Source organism: Streptomyces puniciscabiei (assembly GCF_006715785.1).
In the GTDB taxonomy this organism is placed as follows: Bacteria; Actinomycetota; Actinomycetes; order Streptomycetales; family Streptomycetaceae; genus Streptomyces; species Streptomyces puniciscabiei.
On record NZ_VFNX01000001.1, the window covers coordinates 5,496,572 to 5,520,956 of the forward strand.

Here is a 24,385-nt window from a genome sequence, read left to right on the forward strand (position 1 = left end):
CTGGGACAATCGGACCATGGACGTGGAACTCCCCGAACTCCCCTTCCCGCTCCGCACCTACGGGCCCGACGGGCACTGGTCGTACGAGGACGGTGTGCTCACCGGGTGGGCCGGCCCCCGGCAGGACCGGTTCGTCACGCCCACCGGGGAGGCCCTGGACCCCGCCTCCGACGCGCCCCGGCTGCTGGGTGCGCCGGACGGGGACTTCCAGCTGATCGCCCGGGTCACCGTCGGGTTCAGCGCGTCCTTCGACGCCGGCGTGCTGTACGTCCACGTCGGTGACCGGGCCTGGGCCAAGCTCTGTCTGGAGTACTCCCCGGACGTGCCCACCGTCTGCACGGTGGTCACCCGGGGACACTCCGACGACGCCAACTCCTTCACCGTGCAGGGGAGTTCGGTGTGGCTGCGGATCAGCCGGACCGGCCGGGCCTTCGCCTTCCACGCCTCCCGGGACGGCGAGCGCTGGACCTTCGTCCGGCTGTTCACCCTCGGCGACGAGAAGGAGACCGGGGACGCGCTGGTCGGCTTCATGACCCAGTCGCCACTGGGGGAGGGGTGCGTGGTCACGTACGACCACCTCGAGTTCAGGACGTCCTGGCCGAGCGACCTGCGAGACGGAAGCTGAGGGCGAAGGTCACCGTGAGCAGGGCCGCGCCGACGGCCAGGCTCCAGCGCAGGCCGGCCTCGAAGCCATGGCCGAGCAGCGCCCCGAACACCGCGATGCCCAGGCCGCCGGCCACCTGCCGGGCCGAGTTGAGCACCCCGGCCGCGAGGCCCGCCCGCTCGGCGGGTACGGCCTCCATCATCGCGGCGGTCAGCGGCGGCACCGTCAGCGCACAGCCCAGGGCCAGCGGCACCAGCAGCACGGACACCAGGGCCGGGGGCGTGCCGGCGTCGACGTACAGCAGCAGGAGCAGGCCGGCGACGGCGAGCGGCTGGCCCACCAGCATCGGCAGCCGGGGGCCGTGACGCCCCGCGAGCTTGCCCGCCACCACGTTCGTCACCGCGATCAGGCCCGTCATCGGCAGGAACATCAGCCCGGCGTACAGCGCGGAGTGGCCCTGCACCTGCTGGAAGAACAGCGAGAAGACGAACACCATGCCGAAGAAGGCCACGCTGCACGCGGAGCCGGCCGCCACCGCCGTGGCCACGGTCCGGTCGCGGAACAGGCCGAGGGGCACCACCGGGTGGGGTTGGCGCGCCTCGATGCGCAGGAACGCCGCGCCCGCGAGGACCGCCACCGTCAGTGCCGCCCAGCCCGCCGTCCCGCCCTCGATGACCGCGAAGGTCAGGCAGACCAGGGCCACCACCGCCGTCAGCTGGCCCGGCAGGTCCAGCGGTGCCGGGCGGGGCCGCGAGCGCGGGGCGCGGACCAGCAGGGCCAGGATCGCGGCGCCCACCGGCAGGTTGACGAAGAAGATGCCGCGCCAGTCCCAGGCGGTGGTCAGCGCACCGCCCGCCACCGGACCGAGCGCCACGGCCAGCGAACCGCCCGCCGCCCAGGTCGCCACCGCGCGGGCCCGCCGCGCCGGCTCCCGGTACGCCTGCCGCACCAGCGCCAGCGTGGCCGGGAGCACCACGGCCGCCGCGACGCCCTGGACCACCCGCGCGCCGATCAGGGCCGGCAGGTTCGGCGCCAGTCCGCAGGCCGCCGAGGCGAGCGTGAACACGCTGGTGCCGAGGGCGAACGCCCGGCTCGCCCCGGTCCGGTCGGAGAAGGCCCCGGTGGACAGCATCAGCGCGGCGAAGGCCAGCGTGTAGGCGTCCACCACCCACTGCAGGCCGGACATCCCGCCGCCCAGGGAGGAGCCGATCGCGGGCAGCGCCACATTGACCACGGACGCGTCGAGGCAGATCAGCGCGAAGCCGAGCAGGGCGGCGGTGAGGGTGAGCGCGGCGGAGGACCGTGTGGGTCCCAAGTCTCCTTCCGCAGGGGCGAGTTGTGCGGCCCTGGGCATCTGGTTCGTTGACATGTCCCCATGGTGCGGAGCTCCGCCGCCGTACAGTAGTGGCCTGAATGCCATACGCCCGGAGGTTCTGGCCATGCCGCACCGTGTCGCCGTCATCGCACCCTCGCCGGTCTCGATGTTCAACCTCGCGATTCCCGAGATGCTGTTCGGCAAGGTGGAGGTGGACGGCCGGCCGTGCTACGAGGTGATCGTCTGCACCGCGGACCCGGGCCCGGTCCCCACCACCGGCGGACTCGACCTGTACGTACGCCACGGGCTCGACGCGGTGCGGGATGCGGACACGGTGGTCGTCGCGGGCACCGGCGCCCCGTTCGAGCCGGAGCCCCGGATCGTGGCCGCCGTCCGTGCGGCCGCCGCCGACGGCAAGCGGATCGCCTCCATCTGCACCGGCGCCTTCCAGCTCGCCGAGGCGGGCCTGCTGCACGGCCGCAGGGCCACCACGTACTGGGCGCACGCCGACGAACTGCGCAAGCGGTACCCCCAGGTCCAGCTGCAGGGTGACGTCCTCTACGTCCAGGACGGGCCGTACGTCACCTCCTCCGGCTACGCCGCCGGCATCGACCTGTGCCTGCACCTCATCCGCACCGACTACGGCGCCGCCGTCGCCAACGAGGTCGCCCGCCTCGCCCTGGTCGCCCCGGTCCGCCCCGGCGGCCAGACCCAGTTCGCCCACACCCCGCTGCCGCCCGAGCGCGGCACCGCCTGCGCCGACACCCGCGGCTGGGCCATGCGCCACCTCGACAAGCCGCTCACCCTCACCGACCTGGCCCGGCACGCCGGGGTCTCGGTGCGCACACTCACCCGCCGCTTCCACGCGGAGAGCGGGGTCAGCCCCCTGCAGTGGCTCCTCCACCAGCGCATCGAGCGCGCCAAGGAACTCCTGGAGACCACCACGCTGCCCATGGACCAGGTGGCCACCGCCTGCGGCCTCGGCACGGCCGACTCCCTGCGCGCCCACCTGGTCCGCCGCACCGGCCTCACCCCGAGTGCGTACCGGGCCCAGTTCAGCCGCCTCGGAACCGGGTCCGGAACCACGTCCGGTGCGGTCACGTCCTCCGTTGCATGATCAGTCAACGTGTCACGAGCGGCCCGGTGATCCGTACCGCCCTGCCCGCCGAGGCCGAGGTCATCGCCGAGCTTCACCTCCGGGCCCGTTCGACGTACTACCCGGACGGTGTCCCGCAGGCCGATTTCGACTGGACCGAGGCCTGGCGGGCCTCCATCGGGCGTCCCGACGGCCAGGTGCTGTGCGCCGTCGAGCAGGGCCGGATCGTCGGCATCGCCTCCTTCCGCCCCCCGGAGGGCGCCTGCGCCGACACCGTCAAGCTCTTCCAGTTCCACGTCGACCCCGACCACTGGCGCTCCGGGATCGGTACGGCCCTGCACGCGGCCTGTGTGGAGGAGTGGCGGGTGGGTGGCAAGCGCACGGCGGTCCTCGACGTCCACGTGGACAACCGACGGGCCCAGGCCTTCTACGACCGCCAGGGCTGGGCGCCGGACCCGGAGAACCCGCCGGCCGAGGGCGACCACCACCTCTTCCTGAGGTACGCCGTGCCACCCCGGGAATGAAACGCGCTGCTTGAACGTTCACGTACCAGCCGGAGAGAGCCTCCGCGCCCGTACGACCCGAAGAGAGCCGAAGACATGCGCGTCGAGATCTGGAGCGACATCGCCTGCCCCTGGTGCTATGTGGGCAAGGCCCGCTTCGAGAAGGCGCTGGCTGCCTTCCCGCACCGCGAGGACGTCGAGGTCGTGCACCGCTCCTTCGAGCTGGACCCGGGCCGCGCCAAGGGCGACGTCCAGCCGGTGATCACCATGCTGACCAGGAAGTACGGCATGAGCGAGGCCCAGGCCGAGGCCGGCGAGGACAACCTCGGTGCCCAGGCCGCCGCCGAGGGCCTGGACTACCGCACCCGGGGCCGCGACCACGGCAACACCTTCGACATGCACCGCCTGCTGCACTTCGCCAAGGAGCAGGGCAGGCAGGACGAGCTGATCCAGATCCTGTACCGGGCCAACTTCGCCGAGGAGCGGTCCGTCTTCACCGAGGGCGACGAGCGGCTCGTCGAACTCGCCGTGGAGGCCGGTCTCGACGCCGAGGCCGCCCGCGCGGTGCTCGCCGACCCCTCCCGCTACGCCGAGGAGGTCCGCGCCGACGAGCGCGAGGCCGCCCAGCTCGGCGCGAACGGCGTGCCCTTCTTCGTCCTCGACCGCACGTACGGCGTCTCCGGCGCCCAGCCCGCCGAGGTCTTCACCCGGGCGCTGACCCAGGCCTGGGGCGAGCGCTCCCCGCTGAAGCTGGTCGAGCAGACCGGTGCCGACGCCTGCGGCCCGGACGGGTGCGCGGTGCCGCAGCACTGAGAAACCGCAGGTCGGCCCGGACGTATAAGGCTTCCTAAGCGGATCCACGTAAAAATCCGCAATGGACTACGACTTCACGGGGCCGCACAGTGGTCCCATGGAGACCACGGAGACGTTCGACAGCCGCGTCCGCGCCGAGTTCGCCCCCAAGAGCACCTATCTCAACACCGCCAGCAACAGCCTGCTGCCCGCCCGCACCGTCGCCGCCCTGCACGAGGCGGCGCTGCTGCGGGCCGAGGGCCGGCCGCTGATCCCGCTGCACGAGGACGTGGAGGCCTGCCGGGCCGGATACGGCCGGCTCGCCGGCGTCCCCGCCACCCGGGTGGCCGCGGGCGCCTCGGTCGCGGCGCACACCGGGGTGATCGCCGCCTCGCTGCCCGCCGGCGCGGAGGTCCTCACCGCCGAGGACGACTTCACCTCCGTACTGAACCCGTTCCACGTCCGCGGTGACCTCAAGGTCCGCACGGTCCCGCTGGAGCGGATCGCCGAGTCGGTCCGCCCCGGCACCGCGCTGGTCGCGGTCAGCGCCGCCCAGTCCGCCGACGGGCGCCTCGCCGGCCTGGCCGCCCTCAGGGAGGCCGCCCGCGCGCACGGGGCACGCACCTACGTCGACTTCTCCCAGGCCGCCGGCTGGCTGCCGATGGACGCGGACGCCTACGACTTCACCGCCACGGTCTCCTTCAAGTGGCTGCTCGGCCCGCACGGCGCGGCCTTCCTCACGGTCCCCGAGGACTTCGGCGGGCTGAGCCCGGTGCTCGCCGGCTGGGTCGCGGCCGAGCAGCCGTGGGACAGCTGTTACGGCCCGGTCGCCGAACTCGCCCACTCCGCACGGCGATTCGATCTCACCCACGCCCTGTTCACCTTCGCGGGCCTGCGTCGCTCGCTGGAGCTGATCGAGGAACTGGGCGTCGCCGCCGTGCACGCCCACGACGTCGCCCTCGCCGACCGGTTCCGGGCGGGGCTGGCCGCCCTCGGCCACGAGCCGGTGCCCGCCCCGGGCTCGGCGATCGTCTCGGTGCCGGAACTCGGCTCCCGGCAGCCCGAGTTGAGCGAGGCGGGCATCGAGGTCTCCAACCGCGCGGGCAACCTCCGCGCGTCCTTCCACCTCTTCAACACCCCCGCCGACGTCGACCGTCTGCTGGACGCGCTGGCCGGCTGACCCGACCGGGCCGGGGCGTCCCGTCCCACACAGGAGGCCCCGGCCCGGTTGCTTTCGAGCGGTTACCGCACCGGAGTGAAGTCCCGGGCGCCGATGAACTCAGGTCGCCGCACGGGCGCCGCGAACGGCTCCACCGCAGCGTTCTCCACGCTGTTGAACACGATGAAGACGTTGCTGCGCGGGAACGGCGTGATGTTGTCGCCCGAGCCGTGCATGCAGTTGCAGTCGAACCAGGTCGCCGAGCCGGCCCTGCCGGTGAACAGCCGGATGCCGTGCTCGCCCGCCAGCGCGGTCAGCGCCTCGTCCGAGGGCGTGCCCGCGTCCTGCATCTGCAGCGACTTCTTGTAGTTGTCCTTGGGCGTGGCGCCGGCGCAGCCCAGGAACGTCCGGTGCGAACCCGGCATGATCATCAGGCCGCCGTTGGTGTCGAAGTTCTCGGTCAGCGCGATCGAGACGGACACCGTGCGCATGTTCGGCAGACCGTCCTCGGCGTGCCAGGTCTCGAAGTCCGAGTGCCAGTAGAAGCCGCTCGCGCCGAAGCCGGGCTTGACGTTGATCCGGGACTGGTGGACGTACACGTCCGAGCCGAGGATCTGCCGGGCGCGCCCGACGACCCGCGGATCGCGCACCAGGTTCGCGAACACCTCGCTGATCCGGTGCACCTCGAAGACCGAGCGGATCTCCTTGGACTTCGGCTCGACGATGGAGCGCTCGTCGGCGCGGATCGCCGGGTCGGTGACCAGCCGGTCCAGCTCGCGCTTGTAGACCTCGACCTCGTCCGGGGTGATCAGCTCGTCGATGGCGAGGAAGCCGTCATGCTCGTACGCCTGCAGGTCGGCCGTGGTGATCGGGCCCGGGGTGTCCGGGGAGCCCCAGACGACCGGGTCCTGGCGCGGGACGGTCACCTCGGTGGTGCCGCGGGTCGGGTAGAGATCCTTCACGGGGGCGGTGTTCGTGGCAGTGGTCATGGTTCTCACACCTCCTCGGGCTCGGTGAGCAGCGGGTAGACGCCGTTCTCGTCGTGGTCCTCCCGTCCGGTCACCGGCGGGTTGAACACGCAGATGCAGTGGAAGTCCTCCTTGACGCGCAGCGTGTGCCGCTCGTGCCCGTCGAGGAGGTACATGGTGCCGGGCGTGATGGTGTACGTCGTCCCGGCCTCGTGGTCGGTCAGTTCGGCCTCGCCCTTGGTGCAGACGACGGCCTCGATGTGGTTGGCGTACCACATCGACGTCTCGGTCCCGGCGTACAGGACGGTCTCGTGCAGGGAGAAGCCGACCCGCTCCTTGGCGAGGACGATCCGCTTGCTCTCCCAGGTACCGGACTTCGCCCTGACGTGCCGGTCGGTGCCTTCGATCTCCTTGAAGGATCGGACGATCACAGTGGTGCAACTCCTAGTCGGATCAGGCGGTTTCGCGGACGGCACGGGCGAGCACGCTCAGGCCCTCGTCCAGCTCGTCGGGGGTGACGGTGAGGGCGGGCAGCAGCTTGACGACCTCGCCCTCGGGGCCGGACGTCTCGATGAGCAGCCCGAGCTCGAAGGCCCGCCGCGCGATGCGGGACGCCCGGCCCTTGTCGTGGAACTCCATGCCCCACACCAGGCCGCGCCCGCGGTACTCCTTCACGTCGGCGAGGTTCTCCTCGGTGATGGCGATCAGCGCCTGCTCGACCTGCTCACCACGGGCCCGGGTCTGCTTCTCCATCGCCGAGCCGTCGGTCCAGTACGTCTCCAGCGCCGCGGTGGCGGTGACGAACGCGGGGTTGTTGCCGCGGAAGGTGCCGTTGTGTTCACCCGGCTCCCAGACGTCCAGTTCCGGCTTGAACAGGCACAGCGACATCGGCAGCCCGTAGCCGCTGATGGACTTGGAGACGGTGACGATGTCGGGCGTGATCCCGGCCTCCTCGAACGAGAAGAAGGCACCCGTCCGCCCGCACCCCATCTGGATGTCGTCGACGATCAGCAGCATGTCCTGCCGCTCGCACAGCTCCTTCAGCGCGCGCAGCCACTCGGGCCGGGCCACGTTGATGCCGCCCTCGCCCTGCACGGTCTCCACGATCACCGCGGCGGGCTTGTTGAGGCCGGAACCCTGGTCCTCCAGCAGCCGCTCGAACCACAGGAAGTCCGGCACGGTGCCGTCGAAGTAGTTGTCGAACGGCATCGGCGTGCCGTGCACCAGCGGGATCCCGGCGCCGGCCCGCTTGAAGGCGTTGCCGGTGACGGCGAGCGAGCCGAGCGACATACCGTGGAAGGCGTTCGTGAAGGACACGATGGCCTCGCGCCCCTTCACCTTCCGCGCCAGTTTCAGCGCCGACTCCACGGCGTTGGTGCCGGTCGGCCCCGGGAACATGACCTTGTACGGCAGATCGCGCGGGCGCAGCACCAGATCCTGGAAGGTCTGCAGGAAGGACCGCTTGGCCGTGGTCGACATGTCGAGCCCGTGGGTCACCCCGTCACGCGCCAGATAGTCGATCAACGCCCGTTTGAGTACGGGATTGTTGTGGCCGTAGTTGAGTGAGCCGGCCCCGGCGAAGAAGTCGAGGTAGACATGACCGTCCTCGTCGAACATCCGGCTGCCCTGCGCGCGGTCGAAGACCGTGGGCCAGCCGCGGCAGTAGCTGCGCACCTCGGACTCGAGTGTCTCGAAGACGCTGAGGTCGGGCTGGGTGATGGTCACGGTGAATCGCTCCTCAGTGGGCTTTCAGTGGGGGGTGGCGTCGGTCAACGGGCCGATGCGGTAGAGGACTTCGGGGTCGTGCGGGCCGTCCGGGAACAGCTCGGCGGGGAACAGCACCTCGCGCTCCAGGCGGGCGCCGTGGCGGGCGGCGAACGAGGTGAACAGCCGCTCGGAGGCGGTGTTGCCGGGCGTGATGGTGGTCTCCACGTCGGTGATGCCGCGCTCGGCGGCGAGCCGTGCGGTCAGCCCGTCCAGCAGCCGGGCGGCGATGCCGTGCCCCCGGTACGCCGCGTCGACGGCGACCTGCCACACGAGCAGCGTGCGGGGGCGCTCCGGCCGCACATAGCCGGTGACGAAGCCGACCGGCTCCCCGTCCGCACCGCGCGCCACCGCCGAGGTGCCGGCGAAGTCCCGGCACCACAGCAGATAGCTGTACGAGGAGTTCAGGTCGAGGGTTTTCGAGTCCTTGGCGAGACGCCAGAGCGAGGCTCCGTCCGTCACCGCCGGCTGGTCGACGATCAGGTCTGCGGGTGCGGCAGTCATGCGGCACGAATTTAGCGAGGCGAATTAGGAAATGCACGGGCGTCGTCGCTGTGCCGCACAGAGGGCATGCCGAAATGCCAGGATTGACCCGCATGAAATCGGGACAAAGCCACCGCGCTGTGGAGTGTGTCACACCACGGAAACCGTCAGAAAACCGCTAGGAAACTTCCCTGTTTAGCCTTGCAAAAAGCGGGCAGAAGAAGATGGGAAGCTGCCGCCCGGGAAATTCGCGGGAATTGTGAAACTAAATTGAATTCATGCTCCGGTGACCCCGTCGATTCGTTCACGCAGAATGTCGGCATGTCCGTTGTGCCGGGCGTACTCCTCGATGAGGTGGATCAGCACCCAGCGCACGCTGACCTCGGTGCCGGCCAGCGGCTCGTCGACGATCCGTCCGGTGTCCTCCAGGGACCGCCCGGCGAGCAGCTCCCGCCCGCGCGCGACCTCCCACCGCCAGGCGTCCAGCGCCTCCTCCAGCCCCCGCTCCGGATCGAGGGCGTACCCCGTCCCCTCCTCGAACACCGGCGGCACGTCCAGCCCGGCCAGCACCCGCTGGAACCAGTTCCGCTCGACCTCGGCCAGGTGCTGCACCAGTCCGAGCAGCGTCAACTCCGACGGCTCCGCCGAGGCCTGCCGCACCTGTGCGTCGTCCAGCCCCCGGCACTTGAGCTCCAGCGTGGCGCGATGGAAGTCCAGCCAGCCCTCCAGCATGGGGCGCTCCGGCCCGGTCAGCGAGGGGATGGGCCGGCCGTCGGGGAGGGTGTGCGGGGCCTGGGGCGTCTGGTCCGTGGTCATGCGGGCAGGGTGACACGGGCCACTGACATCGAAACCCGGCCGAGCCGGAGGGACGGCCCTTTCCGGCCGACCGGGCCGGCGTCACACGCCGAGTGCCGCCCCCAGTGCCGTCAGGCACCTCTCCACCGTCTCCGGCGAGGCGTCCGCCCCGTAGTGGTTGACCCGGATCATCTCCTTGGCCAGCGCACCCCCGCCCGCGGCCAGCGGCACCGCGGGGTCGCTCTCCAGCGCCCGGGCCACCACCTCCGACGCCACCACCCCCGGGGGCACCCGAAGCGTCGTAGCCACCGGCGCCGCGTCCTTCTCGTCGTACACGTACGGCTCGAGTCCCCCGCCCAGGGCGACCGCCCCCGACCGCGTCGCCAGCGCAGCGCGCCGGTGCCGCGCCATCACCTCGTCGAGCCCCACCGACTCGATCCGCTCCAGACACGCCTGGAGCGCCAGCATCTCCAGCTGCGCCGGAGCATGCGGCAGCGCGGCGCGGCCGGCGTCGATCCAGCGCTCCTTCCAGTCCAGCAGGGACAGATAGGAGCGGCGCGGCGCGTTCGGGTTGGCCGCCATCCGGGCCCAGGCCCGCTCGCTCACCGAGATCGCCGACACCCCCGCCGGACCGCCCATCGCCTTCTGCGCACCGATCACGCACAGGTCCACGCCCCACGCGTCCGGCAGCACGGGCTCCGCGCCCACGGAGGCGACCGCGTCCAGGTAGAAGAGCGCGCCCTGTTCCCGTACCGCCTCGCCGATCTCCGCGACCGGGTTGGTGTTGCCGGTCGCCGCCTCCGCGTGCACCAGCGACACGAAGTCGATCTCCGGGTGCTCGGCGAACGCCTCCCGGACCTGGTCGGCGGTCACCGCCGTGTGGAAGGGCACGGAGAGGTCGTGCACGGTCGCCCCCGCGTCCCGGAGCCAGTTGCCGAAGGTCTGCCCGTACGGGCCCGTGATCACGTTCAGGGCCACCGTGCCCGGACCGGCCGCCGCACGGATCGCGCCCTCCAGCGGCAGCAACGCCTCGCCCTGGGTGATCAGCACGTCCTGGCGGGTGTCCAGCAGCCTGGCGACCCCGTCCTCGATGGCGGCGAAGCGCTCGGCACTCAGCGGGGGCAGGTCGAGGAAGGGGTGGGTCACGGCGGCGCTCTCTTCGTTCTCTGGGTCGGTGTCCGGGGTCAACTCCACCGATCTTAGGTCCAAAGGCCTCGTAACCATCGGTTTGATTTGAGAGACTCAAACTCTTCCTTATAATCGGAACCCACAGTTCCCCCACAGAGAAGATCCCCCCATGAAAACGCTCCTCGGACGCCGGAACCGCCTCCTGGCTGCCACCACCGCGACCGCCGGGCTGGCCCTCGTCGTGGCCGGCTGCTCCTCGAACGGCAACGGGGGGAGCGGCGGTGCCACCGTCAAGGGGGTCCACGTCGTCAAGGCCGGTCAGCTGACCACCTGCACCCACCTGCCGTACCCGCCCTTCCAGTCGGAGATCAACGGCGAGGTGCAGGGCTTCGACGTCTCCCTCATCGACCTCGTCGCCAAGAACCTCGGCGTCAAACAGAGAATCGTCGACACGCCCTTCGAGAACTTCAAGACCGGCGCCTTCCTGAACTCCGGCCAGTGCGACCTGGCCGCCGCCGGCATGACGATCACGCCCGAGCGCAAGAAGAACGTCGACTTCTCCGACCCGTACTTCGAGGCCACCCAGGCCGTGCTCGTCGCCAAGAACAGCGGCATCAACTCCCTCGCCGACGTCAAGGCCAAGGGCAAGAAGCTCGGCGCCCAGGCGCAGACCACCGGCGAGGACTACGTCAAGGGCAAGGGCTACGACCCGATCTCCTTCGAGTCCTCCGACGCGGTCCTCAACGGCCTGCGCACCGGCCAGGTGCAGGCCGTCGTCATCGACTACCCGGTGGTCCAGGGCTGGCTGAAGGACAAGGCCAACGCGGACAAGTTCAAGGTCGTCGACAACCTCAAGACCGGCGAGCAGTACGGCTTCACGGTCAAGAAGGGCAACACGGCGCTGCGCGAGGCCATCAACAAGGCTCTGAAGGACGCCAAGGCCGACGGCACCTACAAGAAGCTCTACGAGCAGTGGATCGGCCCGTACAACCCCTCCGTGGCCTCTCCCGCCGCCTCATGACCGACACGGACACAGAACTCCGGCCGAGGAAGAAGGGGCTGACGCGGCGTCAGAGGCGTCGGCTGTCCCGCGGCGTGCAGTACGTCGTCTTCGTCGCCGCCGTGATCGCGATCGCGGTCACGGCGGACTGGGGCCGGCTGCAGAACCAGTTCGCGCAGGGCGGCATCGCCAAGCAGATGTGGCCGGACGTCATCACGCTGGCGCTGAAGAACACCGTGCTGTACACGGTGTCCGGCTTTGTCCTCGGACTGGTGCTCGGCCTGGTCATCGCGCTGATGCGGCTGTCCTCCGTCGGGCCGTACCGCTGGGTGGCCGGCATCTACATCGAGGTCTTCCGCGGGCTGCCCGCCCTGCTGATCTTCGTCTTCATCGCCGTGGCCGTACCGCTGGCCTTCCCCGGCACCGAGATTCCGGGCGGCACCTACGGCAAGGGCGCCCTCGGCCTGGGCCTCATCGGCGCCGCCTACATGGCGGAGACCTTCCGCGCCGGTATCCAGGCGGTGCCCAGGGGGCAGATGGAGGCGGCCCGTTCCCTGGGCTTCTCGCCCGCCAGGGCCATGATCTCCATCATCATCCCGCAGGCCTTCCGGATCATCCTGCCGCCGCTCACCAACGAGCTGATCATGCTCTTCAAGGACTCCTCGCTGGTGCTGCTGCTCGGCGTGACCCTGGAGGAGCGGGAACTGTCCAAGTACGGCCGGGACCTGGCCAGTACGACCGCCAACTCCACGCCGATCCTGGTCGCGGGCCTGTGCTACCTGCTGGTCACCATCCCGCTCGGCTTCGTCGCCCGCCGGCTCGAGGCCAGGGCCCAGGAGGAGATCAAGTGAGCCGCCCCGAGATCCGCGTCCGGGACCTGCACAAGTCCTTCGGCGACAACCACGTCCTGCGCGGCATCGACCTGGAGATCGGCCAGGGCGAGGTCGTCTGTGTCATCGGCCCCTCCGGCTCCGGCAAGTCCACGCTGCTGCGCTGCGTGAACCTGCTGGAGGAGCCCACCGAGGGCCAGGTCTTCGTCGGCGGCACCGAGATCACCGACCCGGACGTCGACATCGACGCCGTGCGCCGCCGGATCGGCATGGTCTTCCAGCAGTTCAACCTCTTCCCGCACCTGAGCGTCACCGAGAACCTCACGCTGCCGCAGCGCAGGGTCCTCGGGCGCGACAAGGCGAAGGCGGCACGGATCGCCGCCGAGAACCTGGCCCGCGTCGGTCTCTCGGAGAAGGCGGCGGCCTACCCGTCCTCCCTCTCCGGCGGCCAGCAGCAGCGCGTGGCCATCGCCCGCGCGCTCGCGATGGGCCCCGAGGTGATGCTCTTCGACGAGCCGACCTCCGCGCTCGACCCGGAGCTGGTCGGCGACGTCCTCGCGGTGATGCGCAGGCTGGCGCGGGAGGGCATGACCATGATGGTCGTCACCCATGAGATGACCTTCGCCCGCGAGGTCGCCGACCGGGTCGTCTTCATGGACGGCGGCGTGATCGTCGAGGACGGCAGCCCCGAGCAGGTCATCGGTGACCCGCAGCACGAGCGCACCCGCCACTTCCTCTCCCGCCTGCTCGATCCGGCGATGGCCGAGGTCGAGGAGGAGACCTCCGACCAGGTGGGCAAGGACCGGCCTTAGGTCGTCCGGCCGTGGGCCGTTAGGGTGCGAGGCATGAGCGATGGCGCCGTGCTGCACGTGAAGGGGCGGGTCCTCGTCGGGCCCGAGGACGTCCGCGACGAGCTGTGGGTGGTCGGCGGCAGGGTGTCGTACGACCGCCCCGCCGGGGCCCGTGACGTCCGCACCGTCGAGGGCTGGGCGCTGCCCGGACTGGTCGACGCCCACTGCCACGTCGGCCTGGGCCCGCACGGCCCGGTCGAGAAGGACGTGGCCGAGAAGCAGGCCCTCACCGACCGGGAGGCGGGCACCCTGCTGATCCGCGACGCCGGGTCCCCCTCCGACACCCGCTGGATCGACGACCGCGAGGACCTGCCGAAGATCATCCGGGCCGGCCGGCACATCGCCCGCACCCGCCGCTACATCCGCGACTTCGCCTGGGAGATCGAACCGGAGGACCTCGTCGCCTACGTCGCCCAGGAGGCCCGGCGCGGCGACGGCTGGGTCAAGCTGGTCGGCGACTGGATCGACCGCGACCTCGGCGACCTCGCCCCCTGCTGGCCGCGCGAGGCGATCGAGGCGGCCATCGCCGAGGCCCACCGGCTCGGCGCCCGCGTCACCGCGCACTGCTTCGCCGAGAGCTCCCTGCGCGACCTGGTCGAGGCGGGCATCGACTGCATCGAGCACGCGACGGGGCTGACCGACGACCTGATCCCGCTCTTCGCCGAGCGCGGGGTCGCGATCGTCCCCACCCTCGTCAACATCGCCACCTTCCCGCGGCTCGCGGCCGGCGGTGACGCCAGGTTCCCGCGCTGGTCGGCGCACATGCGCAGGCTCCACGGGCGCCGCTACGACACCGTGCGCGGCGCCTACGACGCCGGGATCCCGGTGTTCGTCGGCACGGACGCCGGCGGCTCGCTGGCCCACGGCCTGGTCGCGGCCGAGGTGGCCGAGCTGGTCACCGCGGGCATCCCCGCCGTGGCCGCCGTGTCCGCGACGAGCTGGGGCGCCCGTGCCTGGCTCGGCCGCCCCGGCCTTGAGGAGGGCGCGCCGGCCGACCTGGTGGTGTACGAGGGCGACCCGCGCGCCGACGTACGGGTGCTGGCGGCACCGCGCCGGGTGGTGCTGAACGGGCTCGTGGTCGAGTAGCAGCGCAGAGGCGCAGGGAGCGCACGGGAACGGCTGTGCCCGGTGATCCGAATCGGTGTGCGAGAAATCCACGTTTGAGTGAAGTGACCCTGGATAGCTGACCGTTCACCCACAGTGGGTACAAGGTTGACGGGTCCCAAGCATGTTCCCACTGGGGGTCCCACCGCCTTGAACAGCAACAACTTCCGCATGCCCGCACGCCGTCTCGCCACCGTCGCGACGGTCACCGCCCTGGCCGCCGGTCCCGCGGCCCTGGGCGCGGGCGCCGCGCACGCGACCACCGACCACGGTCGCGCCACCGCCGTCGTCCTGCGCACCGGCCTCGACGTCTCCCTCCTGAACAAGACCGTCGACGTCCCGCTCGCGGTCTCCCTCAACGAGGTCCAGGCACCGAGCAGCGCCGACAGGACCGCGTTGTCCGCCCGGCTCGACGGCGTGGCGGGCGGCAAGCCGTTCGCGGTCCTCGGCGCCGACGTCGCCTCGGCGAAGGCCACGGTGACCGCCGGGCGCGCCGAGGGCTCGGTCCGGCTCGTCGACGCCAGGCTGCACGTCCCCGGCCTGCCCCTGCTGTCCCTCATCGAGGTCGGCACGGTCACCGCCAGGGCGACCTGCGAGGCGGGCAGGGCGCCCGTGGCCGACGCGAACGTCCTCGGCGCCGTCACGGTCCTCGGCAAGCGCGTCACCCTCACCGCCGGCGGCCCGACCGAGGTCAGGGTGCCCGGCGTCGGCGAGGTCCGTCTCGACCTCGCCCAGCGGCGCACCACGACCCGTACGGCCGCCGCCACCGCCCTCGAACTCAAGGTCTCCGTCAACCCTCCCCCAGACTCCGTCCGGGGGTACCCCCAGCTCAACGTCGCCGACGTGGAGGGCACGGTCACCCTGGCGAAGGCCACCTGCGAGTCCCCGGCGGCCGCGCCCACCGGCCACCCGGTGCCGAGCCACGACCCAGCCGCCGGCGTGAAGCCGCAGGGCGCCCGGAACGACCTCGCGGAGACCGGCGGCAGCTCCGCGACCCCGTACATCGCGGGCGGCGCGCTGGCGCTGGTGCTGCTCGGCGGGGGAGCGGTGACGGTGGCCCGGCGCCGCAAGGGCTGACTCCACCCGGTGTCGCAAGGGCTGACTCCACCCGGTGTCGCTCCTCGCCCGGCCGTCGGACGGGCCCGCCGTCACGCCGGGTAGGGAGCGGCCTCCCGGCCCGACCGGAGCGTGGCCGCCCACCAGGACAGCTGGTCCAACAGGATCTTGGCGTAGCCGGGGGCCTGCTCGTCCAGCGGGCGGCCGTCCTGCCAGGAGGTGAAGTAGTTCGGGAAGGCGAGACCCTCCCGGATGGTCACCGCGTGCAGCTCGGTCAGCACGTTCTCCAGGTGCAGCACGGCATGCCGTCCGCCCGCCGCCCCGCCGTAGCTGACGAACGCGACCGGCTTGGCCGTCCACTGCGTGAAGTGCCAGTCGATCGCGGCCTTCAGCGAGGCGGGATAGCTGTGGTTGTACTCGGGCGTGACGACGACGAACGCGTCGGCCTCCTCCAGCGCCGAGGTCAGCCGGGCCATCCCCGCCGGACGCGGATAGGCGTCCCCGGCGAACCTGGGCGACTCGGCGGGCAGCGCCAACGGGATCTCGATGTCCGCCAGATCGACGACGTCGACCTCGAACCCGCCGTGCTGCCGGGCCTGTTCGGCCACCCACGACCCGACGACCGGTCCGAACCGGCCCTCCCGCACGCTTCCGACGACGACCAGCAACCTGTGTGTGTTCGTGTTCTCCATGCCCACCACGATCGGACGCCCGGCACCGCACAGCCAGGCCGGGCGCAGGCTGGCCCCCGCAGGGCCACCCTGAGCACTCGGCGACCGTCGGCCCGCCGACCTACCCTTCCCCCCATGGGCACACCACTGGGGGACTTCGTCCGGGCCAAGCGTGACAGCATCCAGCCGGAGACACTGGGCCTGCCGGAACGCGGCCGCCGCCGGTCACCGGGCCTGCGCCGGCTGGACCTCGCCGCACGGGCCGGCATCAGCGTCGAGTATCTGACCCGCATCGAACAGGGCCGCGACCGCAACCCCTCGGTGTCCGTGGTCAACGCCCTCGCCGACGCGCTCAGCCTCGACCCCGCCGAGCGCAACCACCTGCGCTACCTCGCGAAGATCACCGGCGGCGCCCGCACCGCCCACCGCCGCCCGGCCCCGCCCCGCCGGGACGTCCGCCCCGCGCTGCGCCGGACGCTGGGCCTGCTGGAACCGGGCATCGCCGTCGTGACCAACCGCCTCGGCGACATCCTCGCCCGCACCAGCGGCTACGAGCTGGTGACCGCCGGCACCGGGCTGCTCGACGGCGACACCCCCAACCTCACCCGGTACGTCTTCACCGACCCCCGCGCACGCGCCTTCTTCGCCGACTGGGACGAGGTCGCCGACGAGCAGGCCTTCGACCTGTGGCTCGGTCCGACCGCCGAGACCTCCGAATGGCTCAGCGCGGAACTGGCCCCCGTCGCGGGCCCGGAGTTCACCCGCCGCATGAACCGCCACGTGGTGCCACAGCGCGGCGCCCTCCGCCTCAACCACCCCACGGGGCCCGAACTCCGGTTCACCCGAGAGACCCTGGACGCCTCCGCCGACGCCCAGCAGCTGGTGGTGTACCTGCCGGCGGACGAGGAGACGACGGAGGCGCTGGCCGGACTCCGGGCACATACGAGGGTCAGGCTGAGGGCGATCTCGTAACAGCGCCTCTCAGCCGACCGAGTCGAGGCTCGTGGGTGCCTTTCCACCGCGTCGGGCGGTGGGTGGGCGAGGACGGGGGGCCAGGGGGCGGAGCCCCCTGGCGGGGTCTGGGGCGGAGCCCCGGTTACGGAAGCACAGCCGACAGCGCCTTCAGGAACCCGTTCACTGTCCCACGGTCCCGCACAGCCACCCGCACCCACTCCTCGCCGAGCCCCGGAAACGTGTCCCCCCGCCGCACCGCATAGCCAAGGTCACGCAACCGGTGTCGTACACCGGCGGCCCCCGGCATACGGACCAGCACGAACGGCCCCTCCGCGGGCTGCACCACCCGAACGCCCCGCGAGGCGAACACCGACAACCCCTCCACGAGATGCGCCCGGTCCGCCGCGACGCGATGCGCCGCATGCCCCGCCTCGGCCAACGCCCTCGGCGCCACACACGCCTGGGCCGCGGCGAGGGCCGGCGTCGAGACCGGCCACAGCGGCTGCGCCCGCTCCAGTTCGGCGACGAGCTCCGCCGGAGCCAGCACGTACCCGATCCGCAGCCCGGCCAGCCCCCACGTCTTGGTGAGACTGCGCAGCACGACCAGCCCCGGCACATCGGTCCGCCCGGCCAGCGCCTCCCGCTCACCCGGCACCGCGTCCATGAACGCCTCGTCGACCACCAACACCCGCCCGGGCCGGGCGAGTCGAGCGATCGCTCCCGCCGGATGCAGCACCGACGTCGGATTGGTCGGATTGCCGATCACCACCAGGTCGGCGTCCTCCGGCACCGCCACCGGATCCAGCCGGAACCCGTCCTCCTCCCGCAGCAGCACCCGCTCCACGGTGTGCCCCGCGTCCCTGAGCGCCGCCTCCGGCTCGGTGAACTGCGGGTGGACGACGACCGGCCGCCGTACCTTCAGCGCGCGGGCGAGCAGCACGAACGCCTCCGCCGCCCCCGCCGTCAGCAGTACCCGCTCCACCGGCAGCCCGTGCCGCGCCGCCACCGCCGCCCGCGCGAGCCGCCCGTCCGGGTAGGCCGCCAGGGACGACAGCGAGCCGGCGATCTCCTCCCGCAGCCACGAAGGGGGCGTGTCGGCGCGGACGTTGACGGCGAGGTCGACCAGTGCCGCCCCGTCGTCCCGCACCTCGGCGTCCCCGTGATGACGCAGATCCGGTCCCGTGCCCTCAGTGCGCATGGCTGTGCGAGTGCCCCCCGTGATGGTGATGCCCGTGCCCGTGTCCATGGCCGTGGTGGCCCTCGTCGTCGGGGTGGAAGTGCGGCTGCTGAGGCAGCCCCACCTTGTCCTCGAAGCCCGGCAGCGCGATCCGGTACACGCACGAGTCGCAGTTCATGCGCAGGTCGCCCTCGACGGCCTCCTGGTACCGCTCCATCACCAGGTCCAGCAGCTCCGGCTCGGGCCCGATGACATCGGCCGACCGCACCTCGATCTCCGGGTGCGCGGCCGCCCACCCCTCGGTCTGCTGCCGCACCCGGTCCGGCAGGAGCCCGGTGAACAGGAAGTAGGGGAGTACGACGATCCTGCGCGCCCCCAGCGCCTTGCACCGGTCGAGCCCGCTCGGCACGTCCGGCGCCGCCAGCGACACGAACGCCGTCTCCACCCCGGCGTACCCGCGGCCCTCCCACAGCAGCCGGGCGGCCTTGTACACCTCGGCGTTGGCGTCGGGGTCCGTCGAGCCACGGCCCACCAGCAGCACCGTCACATCGGCCCGGTCCCGAGGCGTCCGGGCGGTCCCGTCGAGCGCGTCGTCCAGCCGCCGCTCCAGCACGCTCAGCAGTGCCGGGTGCGGGCCCAGCGGACGGCCGTAGGTGTACGAGATGCCCGGGTGCCGTTCCTTCTCGCGGGCCAGCGCGGCCGGGATGTCGCCCTTGGCGTGCCCGGCGGACACCAGCATCAGCGGCACGGCCGCGAACCGCCGTACCCCCCGCTCCACCAGCTCGGTGACGGCCTCGCCCAGCGGCGGCGGGGACAGCTCGATGAAGCCGCCCGCGACGGGCAGCTCGGGGTGGCGGCGCCCCAGCTCCCGGACGAAGTCGCGGAACGCCTCGGCTCCGGCGTCGTCACGGGTGCCGTGGCCGGCGATGAGCAGGGCGGGCGGGGTGGTCACAGGGTCTCCTCAGGTGAAACGGGGTGGTACAGCAGGGCGTTGAGCGCGGCGGCGGCGACCGCCGACCCGCCCTTCTCGGACACGTTGCTCACGGCGGGCAGCCCGCTCGTCCGCAACGCGGCCTTGGACTCGGCCGCGCCGACGAAACCGACGGGCAGGCCGATGACGAGTGCGGGGGAGGCGTCCAGGGTGAGCAGCTCCTCCAGGGCGGTCGGCGCACAGCCGATCACCCACAGGGCCCCCGGACCGACCTCCTCGTACGCGAGCCGCACGGCACGGGCCGAACGGGTCAGTCCCGGGCCGGACTTGGCGTCCCTGAGCCGGCAGACGGTCTCCCGCCGGGTGATGCCGGCCGCGACCATCTCCACGTCCACGACGACGGGCGCCCCGGCGTGCAGCGCCGCGTGCGCCTTCACCAGGTCGTCCTCGGCCATGACGAGATCGGTCGCGTACTCCAGGTCGGCGGCCGAGTGGATGACCCGCTCCACCACTGCCCGGGTCAGCGGCGGGAAGTGCGAGGTGTCCAGACGTGCGCGCAGCCGCCGGAAGGACTCCTGCTCGATGGGGTGGACCACGCGATTCACTTCGGCTCCTCCTGCCAGCGGTAGCCGCGCGGGGTCACCATCCGCCCGGCGATGATCCGGGTGGCGGTGTTGCCCACGGTCACGACCGTCATCATGTCGACCGTCGCCGGGTCGAGTTCGGCCAGCACCGTGACGCGGCTCGACTCGTCCGGCCGGGACGCGTTGCGGACGACACCCACCGGCGTCGTCGGCTCCCGGTGCTCGGCGAGGATGCCGAGCGCCTTCGGCAGCTGCCAGTCCCGGCCCCGGGAGCGCGGGTTGTAGAAGGTCACGACGATGTCCGCCTCCGCCGCCGCCCGCACCCGCCGCTCGATGACCTCCCACGGCGTGTGCAGGTCGGACAGGCTGATGGACACGTGGTCGTGGCCCAGCGGCGCGCCCAGGACCGCACCGGCGGCCAGCGCGGCCGTCACCCCGGGCACCCCGATGACGTCGATGTCGTCCGAGGCCTCGGCGAGCGCGGGGGAGGCCATGGCGTACACGCCCGCGTCCCCGCTGCCGATCAGCGCGACCGCATGCCCCTTGCGGGCCTCGGCGACCGCCGTACGCGCCCGCTCCTCCTCGGCGCCGAGCCCCGACTCCAGCACCCGGGTGCCGGGCCGCAGCAGATCGCGGATCTGGTCCACGTACTGGTCGAGCCCGACGAGCACCGAGGCCCGGCGCAGCTCGGCGGCCGCGCGCGGGGTCAGCAGGTCCCGGGCACCCGGTCCGAGCCCGACCACCGCGAGCCGCCCGCGCCCCGGCCGGCGTACGACGGCACAGGTCGCCATCGCGGGCCGAGCGCTCGACTTCCGCTTGGGTACGAGCAGTTCACCGCCGCGCACCAGGGCCGCCGCCTCGGCGACCGACGGGGTGCCGACGGCGGCGAGCGGCGCGTCGGACGGGTTGGGCACCTCCACGGCGGCCAGTTCCTCGGCGGAGTACGTCACCAGCGGCACCCCCAGCCGCTCGGCGGCGGCCACGATGCCCGGTTCCCCCGCCTTGGCGTCCACGGTGGCGAGTTCGGCCACGGATTTCGGCGAGAGCCCCGCCTCGCGCAGCGCCCCCTCGACCAGCCCGAGGACCTCCTCCACCGGGGCACCCTTGGACGCGCCGACCCCGACCACCAGCGACGGCGGCCTCAGCAGCACCTCGCGCTCGCCCGGTGCGACGTCCCGGTCGGTGAGCCGGATGGTGTACGCCCCGTGCGGCACGGTCGGCAGCGGCGGCAGCGGCCACGTCGACTCGGCCTCCAACGCGACCGGTTCGCCGTCCAGCAGGGCGCGGGACACGGTCGCGACCGAGCCCTCGTACGGCAGCCCCAGCGTGTCCAGGCCCGCCAGCCCGACCGAGTCCGTCGCGGTCGTCACCACCGGCTCGGCACCCAGCAACTCGCCGACCTCCCGGGCGAGTTCGTTGGCGCCGCCGCCGTGCCCCCCGAGCAGCGACACCGCGAACCGGCCGCCCTCGTCCACGCACACCACACCGGGGTCGGCCGTCTTGTCGCCGAGCAGCGGCGCGAGCAGCCGTACCACCGCACCCGTCGCCAGGAAGCACACCAGCTGCTCGCACTCGGCGAACGCGGCCCGCACCGCCTCCCCGACGGGACCCTCGTACACCCGCGTCCGGTCCGGCCAGGCCGCCGCCAGCCGGTCCCGCGCCGCCGCCCCCGCCGCGGTGGCGGAAATCAGGCCGATCACTGAGCAACTCCTTCACTGGATGCCGGGGTTCTGACACCCCAGAGCAGAAACACGGGATTGGTCGCCGCGAGCCGGGTCACGTCCCCGGGGAGCGGCGCCAGGCGCGAGGACTGCAGCAGCACCCCGTCGCAGGTGAACCCGGCGGCCGTGAGCGCCTCGCGCACGGCCGGCACCCGGTCCAGCGCGGCCATGGAGACCACGACCGTCCGCCGGGCGCGCCGCGCGCACGCGGCGACGATGCCGGGCAGCTCGCGCCCGCCGCCCCCGACGAACACGGCGTCCGGATCGTCGGCCAGCCCGTCCAGGGCGTCCGGTGCCGAGCCGTGCACCACGGCCACGTCCACACCGTGGGCGTGCGCGTTGGCGCGGATCCGCTCCACCCCGTCCGCCGCCTTCTCCACGGCGACGACGGCCGCGCCGAGCCGCGCGCACTCCACCGCCACCGAGCCCGAGCCGGCGCCGACGTCCCACACCAGGTCGCCGAGACCAGGCCCCAGCCGGGCCAGCGCCAGCGCCCGTACCTCGAACTTGGTGATCATCGAGTCGCGGTGGGCGAACTCGCCCTCGGCCAGGGCCCACCGATCGGGCCGCGCGGGAACCCCGGCGACCGTACGCACCCCGCCCAGCGCCCGTGCCTCGTCCAGACACAGCACCACGCTCACCGCCGCACCCCAGTCACGGGCGGCGGCCTCGGCGGGCGTGACCCGTTCGACGCGCTCGTCCGCGGAGCCGAGGGCGGTGACGACGACGAGGACCCGCCCCGGCACGCACGCGTCGCCCTGCAGCGCCGCACCCAGCTCCGCCGGACCCGCGCCCGGCCCCGTCAGCACCGCCACCTTCGGCCGTGCCCGGCACACGTTGACCGCCGTACGCAGCTCCCTGCCGTGCGCGCTGACGACCACGGCGTCGTCCCACGGCAGCCCCACGCGCGCGAACGCGGCCGCGACGGACGAGACCCCGGGCCGCACGTCCAGCCGGTGCGCGCCGAACCGCTCGGCCAGCGCCCGCACGATCCCGAAGAACCCCGGGTCGCCGGAGGCCAGCACCAGCACCGGAAGCTCTTTGCCGACGTACTCGGCGATCGTGTCCAGGGCCGGTGCCAGCGGCCCGAGCACGACCCGCTCGGCACCCCCGGGCAGCCGTACCGCGTCCAGGTGCCGACGACCGCCGACCACCAGCGCGGCCCCCGCGAGGACGTCCTCGGCGACCGGCGCGCCCGTACCCGTCCCCGTGCCGACGACCGTGATCAACTCTTCGCCCGCTGCTCGCGCAGGGCCCGCCGGGCCTCCGGGTCGGCCTTGCGGTAGCCGTGGAAGTGCCCCGGGTGGTACAGGTGCGAGCGGGTGCCGTGCGCATCCAGTGCCGGGCCGACCAGGAACAGCGTGTGCTTCCAGAGCTTGTGCTCCTTGACCGTCTCCTCCAGCGTGCCGACCGTGCACCTCACGACCAGCTCTTCCGGCCAGGTCGCCTGGTAGGCGACGACCACGGGGGTGTCCGTCGGGTAGCCGCCCTCCAGCAGCTCGCGCACCAGCTGCCCGCTGCGCGCCGCCGACAGGAAGATCGCCATGGTGGTGCCGTGCCGGGCGAACTCGCGGACCTCCTCGCCGGGCGGCATCGGCGTCTTGCCGCCGCCCAGCCGGGTGAGGACGACGGACTGCGCGACCTCGGGGATGGTCAGCTCCCGCTGGGCGAGAGCCGCGACGGCCGAGAAGGCGGAGACCCCCGGTACGACCTCGGTCGCGATCCCGATCTCCGCGCACCGGTCCAGCTGCTCCTGGGTGCCGCCCCACAGCGCGGGGTCGCCGGAGTGGATCCGGGCCACCTTCAGCCCCTCGGCGTGGGCGCGCCGGTAGACGGCGACGACCTCCTCCAGGGGCATGGTCGCCGAGTCCAGGACCTCCGCGTCCGCGCGCGCGTGCTCCAGGACCTCCGCCTGGACCAGGCTCGCCGCCCAGATCACCACGTCCGCCTCCGCGATGGCGCGCGCGGCGCGGAACGTCAGCAGGTCGGCGGCGCCGGGGCCGGCACCGACGAACGTCACCTTGCCGGTGGGGGCATCGGCCATGGGAGGGGTCCTCTCGTACGGGATCACGAAGTGAAAAGCGGGGGAAATATCAGGTTCTGCGCCGATGTGGGCGTGGCCGGATGTGCGCGAGGGCACCTCCATCGGATAGCAAGGGCCTATGGCGGTCTTCGTCGCGCTCGGCGCGTTCCTGATGACGCTGGCCGGCGGCTGGACGGCACAGCGCGTGACCGACCGTCGGCACCTGGTCCTGGGCCTGGCCGGCGGTCTGATGCTCGGCGTGGTCGGCCTGGATCTGCTGCCGGAGGCGCTGCACGCCGCCGACCGCGAGATCTTCGGCGTACCCGCCGCACTGCTGCTGTTCGTGGCCGGATTCCTGCTGGCCCATCTGGTGGAGCGCACGCTGGCCGCACGGCAGGCGGCCCACGGCGGTGCAGAAGGGCACGACCACCGGGCGCCCGAGGTGGGCCTGACGGCCGCCGCCGCGATGGTCGGCCACAGCGCCATGGACGGCGTGGCCATCGGCGCGGCCTTCCAGGTGGGCGGCGGCATGGGCACGGCCGTGGCGCTCGCCGTGATCGCGCACGACTTCGCCGACGGCTTCAACACCTTCACCATCACGAGCCTGTACGGCAACGCCCGCCGCCGGGCGATCGGCATGCTGGTCGCCGACGCCTGCGCGCCCCTGCTCGGCGCCCTGTCGACCGCCTTCTTCCACATCCCCGAGCCGGTGCTCGGCGGCTACCTGGGCCTCTTCGGCGGCGTCCTGCTCTACCTCGCCGCCGCCGAGATCCTGCCCGAGGCCCACCACGAGCACCCCGCGCGGTCCACCCTGCTGTGCACGGTGGCGGGCGCGGCCTTCATCTGGCTGGTGGTGGGTCTGTCCGGCGGCTGACC

General features: G+C 72.5%; 26 protein-coding genes. 12 read left to right on the forward strand and 14 right to left on the reverse strand.

Annotation, left to right across the window (positions count from 1 at the left end; translation table 11 throughout):
* Positions 1-16: 16 nt before the first annotated feature.
* Entirely contained in the window at positions 17-625 is a 609-nt protein-coding gene (locus FB563_RS25420) for a DUF1349 domain-containing protein (protein WP_055707925.1), read from the forward strand.
* Here the strand turns inward: FB563_RS25420 and FB563_RS25425 are convergent.
* On the reverse strand, positions 585-1,973 hold the full coding sequence (locus FB563_RS25425; RefSeq protein ID WP_055707924.1) for an MFS transporter: 1,389 nt from the start codon (positions 1,971-1,973) through the stop codon (positions 585-587). The two genes, FB563_RS25420 and FB563_RS25425, sit on opposite strands and share 41 nt — an antisense overlap.
* A 70-nt stretch (positions 1,974-2,043) precedes the next feature.
* Between FB563_RS25425 and FB563_RS25430 the strand changes: the two genes are divergently transcribed.
* The 4 genes from FB563_RS25430 to FB563_RS25445 all read left to right on the forward strand — a co-directional run bounded on the left by FB563_RS25430 (position 2,044) and on the right by FB563_RS25445 (position 5,490).
* Positions 2,044-3,036, forward strand: coding sequence for a GlxA family transcriptional regulator (locus FB563_RS25430; RefSeq protein ID WP_055707923.1), 993 nt, complete (start codon positions 2,044-2,046; stop codon positions 3,034-3,036).
* The gene (locus FB563_RS25435) at positions 3,033-3,539 is read left to right on the forward strand and encodes a GNAT family N-acetyltransferase (protein ID WP_199832904.1); all 507 of its coding nucleotides are present in this window, start codon (positions 3,033-3,035) and stop codon (positions 3,537-3,539) included. The genes FB563_RS25430 and FB563_RS25435 overlap by 4 nt, the downstream gene beginning before the upstream one ends.
* 75 nt (positions 3,540-3,614) lie before the next feature.
* On the forward strand, positions 3,615-4,331 hold the full coding sequence (locus tag FB563_RS25440) for a DsbA family oxidoreductase (RefSeq protein WP_055707922.1): 717 nt from the start codon (positions 3,615-3,617) through the stop codon (positions 4,329-4,331).
* Between the two features lie 97 nt (positions 4,332-4,428).
* Entirely contained in the window at positions 4,429-5,490 is a 1,062-nt protein-coding gene (locus tag FB563_RS25445; RefSeq protein ID WP_055707930.1) for an aminotransferase class V-fold PLP-dependent enzyme, read from the forward strand.
* Positions 5,491-5,552: 62 nt separating this feature from the next.
* Here the strand turns inward: FB563_RS25445 and thpD are convergent, their stop codons facing one another.
* The 6 genes from thpD to FB563_RS25475 all read right to left on the reverse strand — a co-directional run bounded on the left by thpD (position 5,553) and on the right by FB563_RS25475 (position 10,625).
* Positions 5,553-6,458 carry an ectoine hydroxylase gene (thpD, locus tag FB563_RS25450; RefSeq protein WP_055707921.1) on the reverse strand — a complete coding sequence of 302 codons (906 nt, stop codon included), beginning with the start codon at positions 6,456-6,458 and terminating at the stop codon, positions 5,553-5,555.
* 5 nt (positions 6,459-6,463) lie between these two features.
* Complete coding sequence (locus tag FB563_RS25455; RefSeq protein WP_055707920.1) at positions 6,464-6,868, reverse strand: ectoine synthase; 405 nt, start codon at positions 6,866-6,868, stop codon at positions 6,464-6,466.
* Between the two features lie 22 nt (positions 6,869-6,890).
* A complete protein-coding gene (gene ectB, locus FB563_RS25460) occupies positions 6,891-8,162 on the reverse strand; it encodes a diaminobutyrate--2-oxoglutarate transaminase (RefSeq protein ID WP_055707919.1) in 1,272 nt (423 codons plus the stop codon).
* Positions 8,163-8,186: 24 nt separating this feature from the next.
* Entirely contained in the window at positions 8,187-8,705 is a 519-nt protein-coding gene (ectA, locus tag FB563_RS25465) for a diaminobutyrate acetyltransferase (RefSeq protein WP_055707918.1), read from the reverse strand.
* 255 nt (positions 8,706-8,960) lie between these two features.
* Positions 8,961-9,500 carry a DinB family protein gene (locus FB563_RS25470; RefSeq protein WP_055707917.1) on the reverse strand — a complete coding sequence of 180 codons (540 nt, stop codon included), beginning with the start codon at positions 9,498-9,500 and terminating at the stop codon, positions 8,961-8,963.
* 81 nt (positions 9,501-9,581) lie between these two features.
* Positions 9,582-10,625: a pyridoxal-phosphate-dependent aminotransferase family protein gene (locus FB563_RS25475; RefSeq protein WP_055707929.1), complete on the reverse strand. Its 1,044-nt coding sequence runs from the start codon at positions 10,623-10,625 to the stop codon at positions 9,582-9,584.
* Positions 10,626-10,776: 151 nt separating this feature from the next.
* Between FB563_RS25475 and FB563_RS25480 the strand changes: the two genes are divergently transcribed.
* From FB563_RS25480 to FB563_RS25500, 5 genes are all read left to right on the forward strand, one after another.
* Positions 10,777-11,628 (forward strand): basic amino acid ABC transporter substrate-binding protein, encoded by an 852-nt coding sequence (locus FB563_RS25480; RefSeq protein WP_055707916.1) that lies wholly within the window; start codon positions 10,777-10,779, stop codon positions 11,626-11,628.
* On the forward strand, positions 11,625-12,458 hold the full coding sequence (locus FB563_RS25485; protein WP_055707915.1) for an amino acid ABC transporter permease: 834 nt from the start codon (positions 11,625-11,627) through the stop codon (positions 12,456-12,458). The genes FB563_RS25480 and FB563_RS25485 overlap by 4 nt, the downstream gene beginning before the upstream one ends.
* Positions 12,455-13,249 carry an amino acid ABC transporter ATP-binding protein gene (locus FB563_RS25490; RefSeq protein ID WP_055707914.1) on the forward strand — a complete coding sequence of 265 codons (795 nt, stop codon included), beginning with the start codon at positions 12,455-12,457 and terminating at the stop codon, positions 13,247-13,249. Before FB563_RS25485 ends, FB563_RS25490 begins: the two co-directional genes overlap by 4 nt.
* 33 nt (positions 13,250-13,282) lie before the next feature.
* Complete coding sequence (locus tag FB563_RS25495; protein ID WP_055707913.1) at positions 13,283-14,374, forward strand: amidohydrolase family protein; 1,092 nt, start codon at positions 13,283-13,285, stop codon at positions 14,372-14,374.
* Positions 14,375-14,542: 168 nt separating this feature from the next.
* Entirely contained in the window at positions 14,543-15,469 is a 927-nt protein-coding gene (locus FB563_RS25500; protein WP_055707912.1) for an SCO1860 family LAETG-anchored protein, read from the forward strand.
* A gap of 71 nt (positions 15,470-15,540) precedes the next feature.
* Here FB563_RS25500 and FB563_RS25505 read toward each other — a convergent pair whose 3' ends face one another.
* On the reverse strand, positions 15,541-16,140 hold the full coding sequence (locus FB563_RS25505; protein WP_055707911.1) for an NADPH-dependent FMN reductase: 600 nt from the start codon (positions 16,138-16,140) through the stop codon (positions 15,541-15,543).
* A gap of 114 nt (positions 16,141-16,254) precedes the next feature.
* On the opposite strand from FB563_RS25505, the gene FB563_RS25510 reads away from it, so the two are divergent.
* Positions 16,255-17,091, forward strand: coding sequence for a helix-turn-helix domain-containing protein (locus tag FB563_RS25510; RefSeq protein ID WP_055707910.1), 837 nt, complete (start codon positions 16,255-16,257; stop codon positions 17,089-17,091).
* A gap of 124 nt (positions 17,092-17,215) precedes the next feature.
* Here the strand turns inward: FB563_RS25510 and cobC are convergent, their stop codons facing one another.
* From cobC to cobM, 6 genes are read right to left on the reverse strand one after another with little or no spacing between them, the layout of a single operon-like run.
* On the reverse strand, positions 17,216-18,271 hold the full coding sequence (gene cobC / locus FB563_RS25515) for an Rv2231c family histidinol phosphate aminotransferase CobC (protein ID WP_142218919.1): 1,056 nt from the start codon (positions 18,269-18,271) through the stop codon (positions 17,216-17,218).
* Entirely contained in the window at positions 18,261-19,202 is a 942-nt protein-coding gene (locus FB563_RS25520) for a sirohydrochlorin chelatase (RefSeq protein ID WP_055704324.1), read from the reverse strand. Before FB563_RS25520 ends, cobC begins: the two co-directional genes overlap by 11 nt.
* A complete protein-coding gene (locus tag FB563_RS25525) occupies positions 19,199-19,786 on the reverse strand; it encodes a precorrin-8X methylmutase (protein WP_055704323.1) in 588 nt (195 codons plus the stop codon). Before FB563_RS25525 ends, FB563_RS25520 begins: the two co-directional genes overlap by 4 nt.
* A complete protein-coding gene (gene cobJ / locus FB563_RS25530) occupies positions 19,783-21,465 on the reverse strand; it encodes a precorrin-3B C(17)-methyltransferase (RefSeq protein ID WP_055704322.1) in 1,683 nt (560 codons plus the stop codon). Before cobJ ends, FB563_RS25525 begins: the two co-directional genes overlap by 4 nt.
* Positions 21,462-22,715, reverse strand: coding sequence for a bifunctional cobalt-precorrin-7 (C(5))-methyltransferase/cobalt-precorrin-6B (C(15))-methyltransferase (locus tag FB563_RS25535; protein ID WP_055704321.1), 1,254 nt, complete (start codon positions 22,713-22,715; stop codon positions 21,462-21,464). The genes cobJ and FB563_RS25535 overlap by 4 nt, the downstream gene beginning before the upstream one ends.
* Positions 22,712-23,530, reverse strand: coding sequence for a precorrin-4 C(11)-methyltransferase (gene cobM, locus FB563_RS25540; RefSeq protein ID WP_055704320.1), 819 nt, complete (start codon positions 23,528-23,530; stop codon positions 22,712-22,714). Before cobM ends, FB563_RS25535 begins: the two co-directional genes overlap by 4 nt.
* Before the next feature lie 118 nt (positions 23,531-23,648).
* Here cobM and FB563_RS25545 point away from each other — a divergent pair, with 118 nt between their 5' ends.
* On the forward strand, positions 23,649-24,383 hold the full coding sequence (locus FB563_RS25545; RefSeq protein ID WP_055704319.1) for a ZIP family metal transporter: 735 nt from the start codon (positions 23,649-23,651) through the stop codon (positions 24,381-24,383).
* Positions 24,384-24,385 lie beyond the last annotated feature (2 nt).

What these genes read in the sequence shown, in the direction of transcription:
- FB563_RS25420 (WP_055707925.1), top strand. Translation starts at nt 17, where the DNA reads ATGGACGTGGAACTCCCCGAACTCCCCTTCCCGCTCCGCACCTACGGG.
- FB563_RS25425 (WP_055707924.1), bottom strand. Translation starts at nt 1,973, where the DNA reads ATGTCAACGAACCAGATGCCCAGGGCCGCACAACTCGCCCCTGCGGAA.
- FB563_RS25430 (WP_055707923.1), top strand. Translation starts at nt 2,044, where the DNA reads ATGCCGCACCGTGTCGCCGTCATCGCACCCTCGCCGGTCTCGATGTTC.
- FB563_RS25435 (WP_199832904.1), top strand. Translation starts at nt 3,033, where the DNA reads ATGATCAGTCAACGTGTCACGAGCGGCCCGGTGATCCGTACCGCCCTG.
- FB563_RS25440 (WP_055707922.1), top strand. Translation starts at nt 3,615, where the DNA reads ATGCGCGTCGAGATCTGGAGCGACATCGCCTGCCCCTGGTGCTATGTG.
- FB563_RS25445 (WP_055707930.1), top strand. Translation starts at nt 4,429, where the DNA reads ATGGAGACCACGGAGACGTTCGACAGCCGCGTCCGCGCCGAGTTCGCC.
- thpD (WP_055707921.1), bottom strand. Translation starts at nt 6,458, where the DNA reads ATGACCACTGCCACGAACACCGCCCCCGTGAAGGATCTCTACCCGACC.
- ectA (WP_055707918.1), bottom strand. Translation starts at nt 8,705, where the DNA reads ATGACTGCCGCACCCGCAGACCTGATCGTCGACCAGCCGGCGGTGACG.
- FB563_RS25470 (WP_055707917.1), bottom strand. Translation starts at nt 9,500, where the DNA reads ATGACCACGGACCAGACGCCCCAGGCCCCGCACACCCTCCCCGACGGC.
- FB563_RS25480 (WP_055707916.1), top strand. Translation starts at nt 10,777, where the DNA reads ATGAAAACGCTCCTCGGACGCCGGAACCGCCTCCTGGCTGCCACCACC.
- FB563_RS25485 (WP_055707915.1), top strand. Translation starts at nt 11,625, where the DNA reads ATGACCGACACGGACACAGAACTCCGGCCGAGGAAGAAGGGGCTGACG.
- FB563_RS25495 (WP_055707913.1), top strand. Translation starts at nt 13,283, where the DNA reads ATGAGCGATGGCGCCGTGCTGCACGTGAAGGGGCGGGTCCTCGTCGGG.
- FB563_RS25505 (WP_055707911.1), bottom strand. Translation starts at nt 16,140, where the DNA reads ATGGAGAACACGAACACACACAGGTTGCTGGTCGTCGTCGGAAGCGTG.
- FB563_RS25510 (WP_055707910.1), top strand. Translation starts at nt 16,255, where the DNA reads ATGGGCACACCACTGGGGGACTTCGTCCGGGCCAAGCGTGACAGCATC.
- cobC (WP_142218919.1), bottom strand. Translation starts at nt 18,271, where the DNA reads ATGCGCACTGAGGGCACGGGACCGGATCTGCGTCATCACGGGGACGCC.
- cobM (WP_055704320.1), bottom strand. Translation starts at nt 23,530, where the DNA reads ATGGCCGATGCCCCCACCGGCAAGGTGACGTTCGTCGGTGCCGGCCCC.
- FB563_RS25545 (WP_055704319.1), top strand. Translation starts at nt 23,649, where the DNA reads ATGGCGGTCTTCGTCGCGCTCGGCGCGTTCCTGATGACGCTGGCCGGC.